Origin of the sequence: Micromonospora sp. 050-3 (genome assembly GCF_046549335.1) — a bacterium.
Lineage (GTDB): Bacteria > Actinomycetota > Actinomycetes > Mycobacteriales > Micromonosporaceae > Micromonospora > Micromonospora trifolii.
Window position 1 is genome coordinate 494,414 of the sequence record NZ_JAJPVX010000001.1, and the last position, 13,830, is coordinate 508,243.

General features: G+C 71.7%; 10 protein-coding genes. 4 read left to right on the plus strand and 6 right to left on the minus strand.

Annotated elements, in window-relative coordinates:
- Together ACLJOK_RS02355 and ACLJOK_RS02360 are read left to right on the plus strand one after the other, a co-directional pair.
- Entirely contained in the window at window positions 1-1,260 is a 1,260-nt protein-coding gene (locus ACLJOK_RS02355) for a DNA polymerase IV (RefSeq protein WP_410815831.1), read from the plus strand.
- A 116-nt stretch (window positions 1,261-1,376) separates the two neighbouring features.
- Complete coding sequence (locus ACLJOK_RS02360) at window positions 1,377-1,775, plus strand: DUF3040 domain-containing protein (RefSeq protein WP_030334542.1); 399 nt, start codon at window positions 1,377-1,379, stop codon at window positions 1,773-1,775.
- A 295-nt stretch (window positions 1,776-2,070) separates the two neighbouring features.
- Here ACLJOK_RS02360 and ACLJOK_RS02365 read toward each other — a convergent pair whose 3' ends face one another.
- The 3 genes from ACLJOK_RS02365 to ACLJOK_RS02375 are packed head-to-tail and all read right to left on the minus strand — an operon-like array spanning window position 2,071 to window position 6,917.
- The gene (locus ACLJOK_RS02365; protein WP_410815832.1) at window positions 2,071-4,545 is read right to left on the minus strand and encodes a DUF3488 and DUF4129 domain-containing transglutaminase family protein; all 2,475 of its coding nucleotides are present in this window, start codon (window positions 4,543-4,545) and stop codon (window positions 2,071-2,073) included.
- A gap of 16 nt (window positions 4,546-4,561) precedes the next feature.
- A complete protein-coding gene (locus ACLJOK_RS02370; RefSeq protein ID WP_410815833.1) occupies window positions 4,562-5,860 on the minus strand; it encodes a DUF58 domain-containing protein in 1,299 nt (432 codons plus the stop codon).
- Between the two features lies 1 nt (window position 5,861).
- Window positions 5,862-6,917 (minus strand): AAA family ATPase, encoded by a 1,056-nt coding sequence (locus ACLJOK_RS02375; RefSeq protein WP_355494220.1) that lies wholly within the window; start codon window positions 6,915-6,917, stop codon window positions 5,862-5,864.
- A 403-nt stretch (window positions 6,918-7,320) separates the two neighbouring features.
- On the opposite strand from ACLJOK_RS02375, the gene leuS reads away from it, so the two are divergent.
- Window positions 7,321-10,161: a leucine--tRNA ligase gene (gene leuS, locus ACLJOK_RS02380; RefSeq protein WP_410815835.1), complete on the plus strand. Its 2,841-nt coding sequence runs from the start codon at window positions 7,321-7,323 to the stop codon at window positions 10,159-10,161.
- A gap of 121 nt (window positions 10,162-10,282) precedes the next feature.
- Here the strand turns inward: leuS and ACLJOK_RS02385 are convergent, their stop codons facing one another.
- From ACLJOK_RS02385 to ACLJOK_RS02395, 3 genes are read right to left on the minus strand one after another with little or no spacing between them, the layout of a single operon-like run.
- Window positions 10,283-10,966, minus strand: coding sequence for a TVP38/TMEM64 family protein (locus tag ACLJOK_RS02385; protein WP_410815837.1), 684 nt, complete (start codon window positions 10,964-10,966; stop codon window positions 10,283-10,285).
- Window positions 10,963-11,682 carry a type 1 glutamine amidotransferase gene (locus tag ACLJOK_RS02390; RefSeq protein ID WP_196925380.1) on the minus strand — a complete coding sequence of 240 codons (720 nt, stop codon included), beginning with the start codon at window positions 11,680-11,682 and terminating at the stop codon, window positions 10,963-10,965. The genes ACLJOK_RS02385 and ACLJOK_RS02390 overlap by 4 nt, the downstream gene beginning before the upstream one ends.
- The gene (locus ACLJOK_RS02395) at window positions 11,672-12,919 is read right to left on the minus strand and encodes a MurT ligase domain-containing protein (protein WP_196929998.1); all 1,248 of its coding nucleotides are present in this window, start codon (window positions 12,917-12,919) and stop codon (window positions 11,672-11,674) included. Before ACLJOK_RS02395 ends, ACLJOK_RS02390 begins: the two co-directional genes overlap by 11 nt.
- A gap of 355 nt (window positions 12,920-13,274) precedes the next feature.
- Here ACLJOK_RS02395 and mraZ point away from each other — a divergent pair, with 355 nt between their 5' ends.
- The gene (gene mraZ / locus ACLJOK_RS02400) at window positions 13,275-13,706 is read left to right on the plus strand and encodes a division/cell wall cluster transcriptional repressor MraZ (RefSeq protein ID WP_124817664.1); all 432 of its coding nucleotides are present in this window, start codon (window positions 13,275-13,277) and stop codon (window positions 13,704-13,706) included.
- The last annotated feature ends 124 nt before the right edge of the window (window positions 13,707-13,830 follow it).

Below are 13,830 nucleotides of genomic sequence, written 5' to 3' on the forward strand. Positions count from 1 at the left end.
ATGGGCCGCAGCCAGTCGTTGCCCCGGGGCGACGATCCGCGCTTCGGGCCGGACGCCGACGACTCCGCCAGCCCGATCCTGCACGTCGACATGGACGCCTTCTTCGCCGCCGTCGAGGTGCGCCGCCGCTCCGATCTGCGCGGCCGACCGGTGGTCGTCGGCGGTGTCGGCCCGCGCGGGGTGGTCAGCTCGGCCAGCTACGAGGCCCGCCGGTACGGCGTCCGCAGCGCGATGCCGACCAGTCAGGCCCGGGCCCGCTGCCCCCACGCGGTCTACCTGCCACCGGACTTCTCCGCCTACACGGCCGCCTCCCGGGCCATCATGCAGATCTTCCGGGACGTCACGCCGTTGGTCGAGCCGCTCTCCCTCGACGAGGCGTTCCTCGACGTGACCGGTGCCCGTCGGCTCTTCGGCTCCCCGGCCACCATCGCCCGGCTGATCCGTCGCCGGGTCGCCGACGAGCAGGCGCTGACCTGCTCGGTCGGAGTGGCGCCGACCAAGTTCGTGGCCAAGCTGGGTTCCACCCGGGCCAAGCCGGACGGCCTGCTGGTCGTGCCCCCGGGGCAGGTGCTCGAATTTCTGCACCCGCTGCCGGTGGACGCCCTGTGGGGGGTGGGGGAGCGCGCCGCCGAGGCGCTACGCCGGCTCGGCCTGACCACCGTCGGCGACCTCGCCGAGGCGCCGGTGGGCATGCTCCGCCAAGCCGTCGGTGCCGCCTCGGCGTCGCACCTGCACGAGTTGGCCTGGGGGCGCGACCCGCGCGGGGTCAGCCCCGAGCACGTCGACAAGTCGATCGGCGCCGAGGTGACCTTCGACGTCGACGTGGCCGACCCGTTGGAGATCCGCCGTGCGTTGCTCGCGCTCAGCGCGAAGGTCGGTGTCCGGTTGCGCGGCTCCGACCTGGTCGGGCGCACCGTCTCACTCAAGGTCCGGCTGGCCGACTTCCGCACCGTCAGCCGATCTCGCACCCTCGACGTTCCCACCGACACCGCCCGCGAGATGTTCGACACGGTCTGGGCGCTCTACACCGCGTTGGACCCGGGCGAGCGGATCCGACTCGTCGGTGTCCGGGTGGAAGGGCTCGCCCCGGCGCAGGGCACTCCTCGGCAACTCACCCTCGGCGCGCCCGAGCGTGGCTGGCGCGAAGCGGAAGCTGTGGCGGACGCCGCCGCTGCCCGTTTCGGGCGGTCCGTCATAGGTCCGGCCAGTCTGATGTGCGACCGTGATCCCCGTCGAAACGAAAATCCACCCCGCCCATAGGTCGTCCCGCTTTCCGACGCGCGACCCCCCTCGTAGACTTGCGGGTAAGCAGCCGGTTGGCTGCCACGGTCTGTCGGCCCGAGTGGGCCCGACCAACGTGACCGGGGAGGAGTGCCGTGCCGCTCTCGGAGCACGAGCAGCGGCTGTTCGAGCAGATCGAGCGGTCGCTTGCCGAGGACCCCAAATTCGCCTCGGCCGTGCGCGCCAGCGATCCGCGCTTCCATGCGCGGCGTCGCCTGCTCGTCGCCGCCGGCGTCATCATCGCTGGCTTGGCTCTACTGGTCTATGGCGCGGTGATCAAGACTCCACCACTGGCGGTGGCGGGCTTCGTCGTCATGCTCGCGTCGGCCGCGTTCGCGGTGCAGTCGCACCGGCGGGCGCAGTCACCCGACCTGCACGTGGTGGGCGGCACGACGAGTCGTCGTCGTCCCCGCGGTGGCCGATCCGGTCGCCGGTCGTCAATCCTGGACCGCATGGAGGACAGGTGGCGGCAGCGCCCGGAGGGGCACCGCTGAGCCGGCCCCGCCGCTGAGGCGGGCCGTACGCCGCGACGAGCGGTCGCCGGGCAAAGGCCCCGGCGACCTCCGTCGTATCCGCGCGCCCTCTACGCTGCGCGCCTTCTCCGCTGCGCCCTCTCCCGCATGATCGTGCTCAGCCCTCTCCCGCATGATCGTGCTCGATCCTGCAAGTAGTGGCATCGTGCGCGAGGGGAGGGGCCTCTTTCCTGGATCGGGCACGACCGTGGAAGGCGGCAGCTGAGGCGGGTGGGGCGGCGGTGGTGACCGCCGCCCCGGACCTGGAACTGATCGGTCAGCGAGCGGCCCGGTCGGCCAGCAGCCGCCGAGGGTTCCACCGCAGCAGTCGGTACCGGGCCTGCCCGGTGAGCGCCACCATTCGGCCGGACCTGTCGGCCATGGCGGTGCGCCAACGCAGCAGCACCGACGGCGGCAGCACGGCGGCGAGCAGGCGGGTCCGTCGGTCCGCTCGTGTGGCGAGCGCCCCACGGACCGCGCGTAGCGCCGGCAACAACCGCTCACCGGTCAGCGGATCCCGCGCGTAGCGGGCCCGCTCCTCCGCCCGGCCGAGCAGCCGCGCCGACCCGATCGCGTCGTCATCGTCGAGGGCCTCCCGGACGAGCCGGTCCGCGGTCGCCCTGGGCGTCTCGGTCGGATCGACCGGGACCCGGAAGTCCACAAGCGTGTCGAGCAGCTCCGCCCAGGCGGCGTGCGCATCCGCGCGGGCCCGGTTGGCGTCCGCGCTGACCACCATCGGACGTGCTGCCCCCGGCTTGCTGTCGCCGTCGACCCTGGCAGATGCCATCGCCCCGCTCACCGCGCGGCCACTGCGTCGGCGGCGCAGGGCCATCCGGCGCAGCGCGGGCACCGCGAGCAGCAGCAGCAAGGCCACCAGGCCCGCTGCCCACCAGGGCCAGACCGGCGGTTGCTCGTTCGGCGTCGTCCCGCCGAGAGCGAGCCCGTCGTCGGTGTCCCGGTCGGCGTTGTCCACGTCAGACGGCTCGGCCGAGGCTCCCGGCTCCGTCGGGGCGCCCGTGGCCTCGCTGCTCGGGTTGGTCGCCTCCGGCGCGTCAGTGTCCGGTGCCCAGGCCGACCGCGTGGAGCCGGGCACCCCGTACGCCGGGGTGGCGTCGAACGGCACCCAACCGGCCCCGTCGAAGTAGACCTCGGTCCAGGCGTGCAGGTTGAGGTTGGTCAGCGTCAAGGTGTCACCGTCGCGCTTGCTGCCGTTGGTGAACCCGAACGCCACCCGGGCCGGGATGCCGGCCGCGCGGACCAGCCAGGCCATCGCCGCGGCGTACTGCTGGCAGTAGCCGACCTTGTTGGTCAGAAAGTTGACGATGTCCTGACCGCTGCTGCCGCTTTCGGTGCTCAGCTGGTACTTGAATCCGTTGTCCGCCGAGAAGTGCCGGTAGATCGACAGCACCCGGTCGTACTCCGTGCGTTTGCCCTGGATCAACCCCTTGACCAGCTCCTCCACCTCGGGCACCGGCCCGGGGGTAGCGGTCATCTGTCGGCGTACGGGGTGTTCGGTCGGCAGTACCTTCGCAGCCCGCAACGCGTCGGGCGTGAAGGTCGAGCGGACGTAGTCGAAGGAGTACTTCCGACCGCGGGAGTTCTCCCGGTTGGAGAAGACGACCTGCTGGTTGGCGTCGTAGAGCCAGTTGTCGCTGAGGTCGTCGGCGCTGGTCGGCTCGGCGTACACGGGCATCAGCGACATGCTCAGGCTCTTGGTGACCTCGACGGTCGCCTGGTAGGTGGCCTGCTGCACGCCTGGACCGGCACGGTCGGCCGGGTTCGGCAGGTCCCCGTTGACCGACCGGCCGCTGGGGTTGCGCGCCTGAAAACCAGCGGGACGCAGCTCGTCGGCGACCGCGTAGCGCAGGTAGAACGGGCTCTGCTCGGACGTCTTCACCTTGACCAGGTCGGCCACCTGGGACTGGTTGAGCTGACCGGCGAGCGAGGCGAACAGGTCGATCCGACCCGACGTGCCGCCCGAGCCGGACCCGTTGCCGGATCCGTTGCCCGGCCCCCGGCTGAGCGAGTCGAGCAGCCCGCCGGTCATGCCGGGCACCGCCAGCGGCAGCACCACCGCCAGGGCCACCCCGACCGCCGCCAGCCGGCGGCCGGCGGACGCCAGCGGAGAGGCCTCCCACACGTCGACGTCACGGCCGTCACCGGTGAACCGGCGCCCGAAGCGGCGCACCCGGTCGACGTTGTCGGTGACCAGCAGCCAGAGATAACCGGCGGCGCCCACCACGAACGGCACCGCGGGGACGCTGTCCACGTAGACGGCGACCGGCACGGAGTAGATGGCGAGCATCGGCAGCCCCGCCAGTGCGGGCCGGCGCAGCCCCACGGCCAGTACGTCGACCAGCACGGCGACCGCGCCGACGCCGAGCACGGCGATGAACAGCAGCGGGTCAGTGTCCGGGACCTCGACCCCGTACGAGCGCATGTCCTGCACGGAGCCGGCGAGCAGGTCGCCGAAGTACGCGAACGTGCCCGGGGTGGGCAGGATCGCGAGCAGCTCCTGGCCGCTGGGGAACAACCAGGTCAGGGCGAGCATCAGACCGGCCAGCATGCCTAGCACCTGACCCCACAGTGGTGCCCGGGCGAGGCGGGTCAGCGCGGCCACCCCGGCCACCACGGCGACCGCGATGATGGACTCGATCAACCACGTCCAGCCCTGGAAGATGGCCGACAGCGGCGCGGCGGCCAGCAGCGTGGCAGCGGCCGCCACCACGCCGATGTTCCGACTGCTGATCATGAGGGAAGCCTTCCGTTCATCGCACACCGCCGGCGACCGTCTCGGCCAGCGCGGCCCGCAGGGCGAACCCCTGGGCGCCCCGACCGACCTGCGGCCACAGCGCCGGCAGCCGGCCGCCGTGGTCGACGCCGACCACCCGCCAGCCACTCTGCAACATGGCGAGGACGGCGGCGGCGTGGGCGTGCTCCGCCTCGGACCGGGCCTTCTCCGGCAGGCTGAGCCAGGTGGAGCTGTTCAGCAGGAAGCCGACACAGGTGGCGCCGTTGCCCCGCAGCCCGGCCAGCAGCTCCGCCTCGGCGACGCTCACACTGCCGAACAGGCCGATGATCAGACCACCGTCGGCGCGCTGGCGGACCCGCTGCACGAGGCCGGTGACCTCGGCGCGCTGATCCAGTCGGACCTCCGCGAGGTGGTCGAGCAGCGCGCCGTCTCCGCCGGCCTCCGAGGCGTCCACATCTGCCCCCGAGCCGGTGACCAGGCGCAACTTGTAACCGGCCTGCCGCAGGTGGACGGCGATGCTCGCGGCGGCCGAGACCGACCACTCGAAACTGGCCGTCGGCCCCTCGCCGCGGTGGGCGTACGCCCGGGTGTCCAGGACGACTGTGGCCCGGCTCTCCCACGGTTGCTCCTCGCGGCGCACCATCAGCTCACCGGTGCGGGCGGTGGACTTCCAGTGCACCCGGCGCAGGTCGTCGCCGCGCCGGTACTCCCGGGTCGCCGCGTCGTCCTCGCCGTGCACCGCCACCGAGCGGGCCCGGCTGTCGCCGCTGCCCGCGTACTCCCCGGGGAGCCGGACCGACGGCAGCGGGGTGACCTGCGGGATGACCGTCAGGTGGTCGGTGCTGGGGAAGGAGCGGGTGAGCTCGCAGAGGCCGAACGGGTCGGTCATCCGGACGACCAGCGGGCCCACGTCGTAGCGACCCCGCACGTCGGCCCGCACCGTGTACGCCACGGAGCTGGCCTGGTGCGCGCCGAGGCGCTCCAACACCACCCGGGGCCGGCTGCCCAGCGCGTAGGGCAGCCGGTCCTCCAGGAGCAGGGTGCCGGTCGGCAGCCGGGAGAGGTTCTGTAGGCGCAGCACCACCCGGGAGTTGGCGCCGACCGGAACCCGGTGCGGGTCCAGCGAACGGTTGCAGGCCAGCTTGTAGCGGCTCCGCCCCACGTAGGCGGCGGCCAGCAACGGCAGGATGGCCAACAGCACAGCCACCCGGAGCAGGTCCTTCTCGCCGAGGATGCCGGCCGAGATCGCCGCCGCGACCGCAGCGGCGAGGAAGGACCGCCCGCGGGTGGTCAGCCCGCGTAGCCCGGCACGCACGTCATGGCCTCCGCGGCTCGTAGGGTGCGCGACCGTTGCCGGTGGCGGGGGGCCGGGTGTCGTACGGGTTGCGCTGCCGGTCATGTGGCAGCGGCAGGCGATGCACCAGCTCGGAGACGATCGCGTCGGTGGTGCGCCGGGCGAGCTGCGCGTCGGCGGTCGGGATGATCCGGTGGGCGAGCACCGGCACCGCCAGGGCCTGAAGATCGTCGGGAAGGACGTAGTCGCGGCCCTCCAGGGCGGCGACCGCCCGGGCGGTGCGCAACAGCTGCAGGGTCGCCCGGGGGGACGCGCCGAGCCGCAGGTCGGGGGCCTCGCGGGTGGCGGTGACCAGGTCGATCGCGTACTGCTTGACCGCGTCGGCGACGTGCACCTGGCGGACGGTGGCGATCAGCTGCCGGACGATGGCCGCGTCGGAGACCGCGCGCAGCTCGTTCAGCGGGTCGGTGGCGCCGTGCCCGTCGAGCATGGCCAGCTCGGCGTTGGAGTCCGGGTAACCCATGGCGATGCGGGCGGTGAACCTGTCGCGTTGCGCCTCCGGCAGCGGATAGGTCCCCTCCATCTCGATCGGGTTCTGGGTGGCGATCACCATGAACGGGGTCTGGAGCTGGTACGTCACCCCGTCGACGGTGACCTGCCGCTCCTCCATGCACTCCAGCAACGCCGACTGGGTCTTCGGCGAGGCCCGGTTGATCTCGTCGCCGACCACCAGGTTGGCGAACACGGCACCGGGACGGAACTCGAAGTCGTGCGTCTCCTGGTTGTAGACGCTGACCCCGGTGACGTCGCTGGGCAGCAGGTCGGGGGTGAACTGGATCCGCCGTACTGTGCAGTCGATGGACCGCGCGAGGGCCTTGGCAAGCTTGGTCTTGCCGACACCCGGGACGTCTTCGATCAGGAGGTGACCCTCGGCGAGCAGGACGGCCAGGGCGAGCCGCACGGTGGCGGTCTTACCCTCGATGACCTGCTCGATGTTGGCCACGATGGCCTCGCTGGCGGCGCGGAACTCGTCGTGCGGCAACAAGCCGCCCACCTCGTCCCAGGTCTGTTGTGTCACGGGCCTCCTCCTCGTCGCCGTCACGGCAGCTCTCTAGAGAGCACCTGGACCCGCCGTTGGGTTCGCGACGTCGAGCCTCGTTTGCCGCAGGAATCTCACTAGTCTCTCAGGCTAACCATGTTTGTCGTTATCGCCGACCCCCGCAGGTAGTCCGTCGGTTACGCACCGATATTCGCCAGCTCGGGGGAACGGGGTTCAACCGGCCCGGGGGCCGGCAGCGCGAACCGTGGAAGAGGTACACTGCGGGGCATGGCCGGAGTCTTCCTGCTTCTTACCGGGCCGTGCTGATGCGCTGAACGCAGCGACAGCACGGCGGCCCCTCCTGCGCGAGGGGCTTTTTTGTGCCCGCCGCCGGCCCGGCCCGGTGGTGCCGAGACGAAGCGAAGCGAAGCGAGGAGAGACGATGAGTGAGGCAGCCGCACCGGCGGGCGACATTCCCCCGTTCCGGTACACAGCGGCCCTGGCCGACGAGATCGAGATTCGTTGGCAGGACACCTGGGCGCGCGAGGGCACCTTCCACGCACCGAACCCGACCGGCCCCCTGGCCGACCCGACCCACCCGCGCGCGGGCGCGGAGAAGCTGTACGTGCTGGACATGTTCCCGTACCCCTCCGGAGCGGGCCTGCACGTCGGCCACCCGCTGGGCTACATCGGCACCGACTGCTACGCCCGCTACCAGCGGATGGCCGGCCGCAACGTGCTGCACGCGATGGGTTTCGACGCGTTCGGCCTGCCCGCCGAGCAGTACGCGGTGCAGACCGGCACCCACCCCCGGACCACCACTGTCGCGAACATCGAGCGGTACAAGGCGCAGCTGCGCCGGCTGGGGCTGGCGCACGACGAGCGTCGCTCGGTGGCCACCATCGACACCGAGTTCTACCGCTGGACCCAGTGGATCTTCCTGCAGATCTTCAACTCCTGGTACGACCGCGACGCCGGCCGGGCCCGTCCGATCGCCGAGCTGATCGCCGAGTTCGAGGGCGGTAACCGGTCCACCCCGGACGGCCGCGCCTGGGCCGAGCTGAGCGTCGCCGAGCGCCGCCAGGTCGTCGACGACCACCGCCTGGCGTACGTCTCGCAGGCGCCGGTGAACTGGTGCCCAGGGCTGGGCACCGTGCTGGCCAACGAGGAGGTCACCGCCGACGGCCGTTCCGAGCGGGGCAACTTCCCGGTCTTCAAGCGCAACCTGAAGCAGTGGATGATGCGGATCACCGCGTACGGTGACCGGCTGATCGACGACCTGGACACACTGGACTGGCCCGAGCCGATCAAGCTGATGCAGCGCAACTGGATCGGCCGCTCCACCGGCGCCCACATCGACTTCCCGACCAGCGCGTCGCCGGTGCGGGTGTTCACGACCCGCCCGGACACCGTCTTCGGCGCCACCTACATGGTGCTGGCGCCCGAGCACGAGCTGGTCGACACGCTGGCGCCGGCCAGCTGGCCCGACGGCACGAGGGACGCCTGGACCGGCGGGCACGCCAGCCCCCGGGAGGCCGTCGAGGCGTACCGCAAGGCGGCAGCCGCCAAGACCGACGTCGAGCGGCAGTCCGACTCCAAGGAGAAGACCGGCGTCTTCATCGGCGCGTACGCCACCAACCCGGTCACCGGTGGGCAGATCCCGATCTTCATCGCCGACTACGTGCTGGCCGGCTACGGCACCGGCGCGATCATGGCGGTGCCGGCGCAGGACGAGCGGGACTGGGCGTTCGCCGAGGTCTTCGAGCTGCCCATCGTCCGTACCGTGCAGCCGGCGGAGGGCTTCGACGGCAAGGCGTACACCGGGGACGGTCCGGCGATCAACAGCGCCGCGCCCGAGCGCGACCTGGACCTGAACGGCCTGGGGGTCGCCGACGCCAAGGCGGCGATCATCGCCTGGCTGGAGGCGAACGGGCACGGCACCGGCGCGGTGACCTACCGGCTGCGCGACTGGCTGTTCTCCCGGCAGCGTTACTGGGGCGAACCGTTCCCGATCGTCTACGACGAGACCGGCGCGGCCATCGCCCTGCCGGAGGAGATGCTGCCCGTCGAGCTGCCGGAGGTCGACGACTTCTCACCGAAGACGTTCGACGCCGACGACGCCAACAGCAACCCGGAGACCCCGCTGTCGCGGCGGCGCGACTGGGTCGAGGTCGAACTGGACCTGGGTGACGGGCCGAAGCGCTACACCCGGGAAACCAACGTGATGCCGCAGTGGGCCGGCTCCTGCTGGTACGAGCTGCGCTACCTGGACCCGACAAACAGCGAGCGGTTCGTCGACGCGGAGAACGAGCAGTACTGGATGGGCCCGCGCGCCGACGGTGACTGCGGGGGCACCGATCTGTACGTCGGTGGCGCCGAGCACGCCGTGCTGCACCTGCTGTACGCGCGGTTCTGGCACAAGGTGCTGTTCGACCTGGGGCACGTGTCGTCGTTCGAGCCGTTCCGCAAGCTGTTCAACCAGGGCATGATCCAGGCGTACGCGTACACCGACTCGCGCGGCAGCTACGTGCAGGCCGAGGAGGTCTTCGAGCGTGACGGCGCCTACTACCTGGGTGACCTGACGGTCAACCGCGAGTACGGCAAGATGGGCAAGTCGCTGAAGAACGTGGTGACCCCCGACGACATGTGCGCCGCCTACGGCGCGGACACCTTCCGGGTGTACGAGATGTCGATGGGCCCGCTGGAGGTCTCCCGCCCCTGGGAGACCCGGGCGGTGGTCGGCTCGTACCGGTTCCTGCAGCGGGTGTGGCGGGCCGTCGTCGACGAGCAGACCGGTGCCCTGCGGGTCACCGAGGACCCGGCCGACGAGGCGACCCGCCGGCTGCTGCACAAGGTGATCGACGGGGTCCGTGCCGACATGGACGACATCCGGTTCAACACAGCGATCGCCAAGCTGATCGAGCTGACCAACGGGCTGACCCGACTGTCGTCCACGCCCCGTGAGGTGGCCGAGCCGCTGGTGCTGATGGTGGCGCCGTTCGCCCCGCACGTGGCCGAGGAGCTGTGGCGCAAGCTGGGCCACGACACCTCTCTGACGTACGCGGACTTCCCGACCGCGGACCCGGCGCTGCTGGTGGCCGACACGGTGACCTACCCGGTGCAGGTCAACGGCAAGGTCCGTGGCCGTATCGAGGTCCCCGCCGACGCCGCCGAGGAGACGGTCCGCGCGGCGGCCCTGGACGCGGTGGCCGCGACCCTGGCCGGCAAGGAACCCCGCAAGGTCATCGTGGTCAAGGGCCGGATGGTCTCAGTAGTCGCCTAACCCTTCGAAGTCCCGCCCCGCCCCGCCTCCGCGATCTTGCAGTTTCGGTTTGGTTTTTGCCCTTTGTGTCCGGTAATGCCGTGACAGGAAGTGCAAGATCGCGGGGGTGGGTGGGGTGGGGTTAGACGGGCATGGTGCGGCGGCGGCGTTCGGCGCGCCACCACTGGTAAATGAGAACCAGGCTGGCGATCAGGCCGAGGCTGGCCGGGGCGGCCGCGTACCAGTTGACGTGGCCGGGGGAGCTGACCGCCGCGCCGAGCGCCGCGTAGCCGAAGGCGGTCGGCGCGGACGCGATCACGCTGCCGGCCAGGAACGGCAGCACTCGGGCGCCGGTCGTGCCGTAGCCGTAGCTGACCAGGCCGAAGCCGGCGATCGGCAGCAGCCGGACGGTGACCACACCGAGCACGCTCTGCCGGGCGAACCAGCCGTCGAGGCGGGCCAGGCGACCGCGGACCCGTTCGGCGACGAACTCCCGACCGAGCAACCTGCCGACAGTGAACCCGATCGCCGCGGCCACCAGTGCGGCGCCCAGGGCGTACGCGGCACCTTCCAGCGGGCCGAAGATCGCCCCCGCGGCGAGCGTGATGAAGGTTCGGGGCACCAGCGCGACCAGCAGCAGAGCGCCACCGAGGATCGCCGCCACCGGGGCGAAGTCGCCCAGCCGGTCGGCGATCAACGGCAACTGTGCCGGATCCGGCCGGGGCACCAGCAGCAGCAGTAACCCGCACCCGCCGATCAGCAGGACGAGCAGGGCGAACCGGGCGGCCGACGGCTGCCGGAGCAGCCGCCGGACGGCACGGATCATGCCCGGGCGGCGGCCACCGCGGAGCGGCGCTCGTTGCGGAGCCGGTCCGACCAGGTGTCGTCCAACGGCGGGAGCTGGTGTGCCCCGGTGGCCCAGCGCAGCAGCAGGTCGGCCAGGGCCGGGTTGCGCGCCAGCGCCGGCCCGTGCGAGTAGGTGCCCAGCAGCTTGCCGCGCCACGCGCCCTCGGTGGCGCCGTCGTTGCCCACCCCGGCGGTGACCCGGGCCAGCGGGGAGACCTCCGGACCGAGGTGGGTGCGGCCGCCGTGGTTCTCGAAACCGGTCAGCGGGGGCAGGCCCAGCCGGGGGTCGATCTCACCGGCCAGCTCACCCACGGCCCGGCTCTCGCCCCGGTCGGACTGCAGGTCGAGCAGCTCCAGCCCGCGGCACTGCACACCCTTGGCGAAGAACGAGGTGCCGAGCAGTTGGTAGCCGGCGCAGACGCCGAACACGACCGAGCCCTGCGCGACGGCGCGGTGCAGGCCGCCGTCGGCGAGCAGCCGCTGGGCGCCCAGCGCCTGCGGGCCGTCCTCGCCGCCGCCGACCAGGTAGATGTCGGCGGTCGCGGGCAGCCGCTGGTCGGAGCGGACCTCCAGCACCTCGACCGGCATCCCGCGCTGACGGGCCCGCCGGGCGAGGATCAGGGCGTTGCCCCGGTCTCCGTAGGTGGAGAGCAGGTCGGGGTAGATCCAGACGATGCGCAGACTCTCAGATGACACGGTCCAACTCCGCTCGGATGTCCTGGAACGCGGTGTAGTTCGCGATGACCTCCAGCCGCCCGGGCGGGACCGACCGGAGTGCGTCGTCGAACGTGCGGACGTGCTGGAACGGCACGTCGTTGACGTCGAGTCGAACCGCCAGGTCGTATGCCCGGTCGCCGGTGATCAACACCTGCCGGCCGCGGAGCGGGGCGAAGTCGACGTCGTAGAGCCAGGAGGTGTCCAGACCGTCGGGGTCGCGCGCGTTGATGGAGAGCAGGGTCGGCGCGTCGTCGGCCATGTCGAACGCCTCCAGCCAGCTGGCCGGGTTCTTGGCCAGCAGCAGCCGGATGTTGCGCCCGTCCTTGTCGACCTGCGCGTAGCGGCCGGCCACCGAGGTGACGATGCCGAGGCGGGACACCGCGTCGACCGGGCGGACGCCGAACTCGGCGGCCACCGCCAGCGCGGTCGCCGCGTTGCCGAGGTTGACCTTGCCGGGTAGTTGGAGCGAGACCTTGTGCCAGGCGCCGGTGGGGTCGAGCACGCCCTCGTCCTCGACGACCCAGTGCGGCTCCGGTCGGCGCAGCGGGCAGCCGGTGCACCACCACTGCTCGCCGGAGCGCTGGATGGTGGAGCCGCACTCCGGGCAGACCCAGGAGTCGTCGTGCCAGCGTTGGCCGGCACTGAACCACGTCACGTGCGGCGGTTTGATGCCCCGGGCGGGGTCGCCCGGTGGGGTGGCGGCCCACACCACCAGCGGGTCGTCGGCGTTGGCCACCACCCGTACGTCGGTGTGCCGGACCAGCGCCGCGCGCCAGAGCTGCGCCATCATGGCGACCTCCTTGGCGCGGTCGAGCTGGTCGCGGGAGAGGTTGAGCAGCGCGACAACGTGCGGCTCGGTGGCCTCCAGCACCTGCGCCAGGTAGTGCTCGTCGACCTCCAGCACCGCGTACGGGGTGCTGCCGGCCTTGGCCAGCGCCGAGGTGTGGCCGCTGGGCATGTTGGCGCCGAACGAGTTGGTGGCGACCCGGCCGAGCACGCCGACCGCGGCGGAGGTCAACCGGGTGGTGGTGGTCTTGCCGTTGGTGCCGGAGACGAGCGCGATGGCGCGCCCGGCCGACAGGTGAGCCAGCAGGTCCGGGTCGATCTTCAGGCCGATCCACCCGCCGATCACTGAACCGTCGCCACGGCCGGCCGCCCGGGAGAGCGCCGCGGCGGTCCGTGACACGGAGCTGGCCACCTTGGCCCGTAGGGGCATTTTCGCGTCCGTCACGCGAGCGAGGTTACCGGACCGCCGGCCCCACCAGATCGCCGCCGACGGTGAACCGTTCGGCCGTGGTGGCTGCGCGGGTGGCCGGGTCGGCGTCCCCCGGACGGAGTCGATCAATGTCGGAAAGCGGACCACGCCGAGGGGCGGCCGGAGCCCTCCACTCCGCTCCACCCCTTGTGACGTGCGGTTTTGCCTCCGGGTCAGGCGCGCCACGCGGGCGAATTTGGTTGCGGGTGGAGGGAAGTGGAGTAGAGTGGGGACCAATGGTGAGGCCGGGAGGGCTCACCGGCCCGGGGGGTCAGCGGCGCCGCGAACGCCGCTCAAGGGCGAGGGGGTTGGGCCGATGTTTCTCGGCACCCACACTCCGCGCCTGGACGAAAAGGGCCGGTTGATCCTTCCGGCCAAGTTTCGGGATGAGCTGGCGGGGGGTGTCGTGGTCACCAAAGGGCAGGAGCGCTGCCTCTACGTCTTCCCGACCCCTGAGTTCCAGCGGATCGCGGAGCAGTTGCGCGCACAGCCGATGACCCACAAGGCGGCCCGGGCCTACAGCCGGGTCTTCTTCGCCAGCGCGCACGACGAGGTTCCGGACAAGCAGGGTCGGGTGACCATCCCGGCTCACCTACGGGCCTATGCCGCGCTGGACCGCGAGTTGGTGGTCATCGGCGCGAGCACGCGGGTGGAGATCTGGGACAAGGTCGCCTGGGAGACCTACCTCGCCGACAGCGAAGACGACTTCGCCGACATCGAGGAGGGGGTGCTGCCCGGCGGTCTGTAGGGCGGTAACGGCGCCCGACGTACTGCGAGATCTCCAGCCGCTTTCGAGTTCCTGGCATCACTTCCCCGGTGCCAGGCGCACGATCCAGTCATCGGGCGACGGCCTGGTGTCAGGCGGGAGCGGA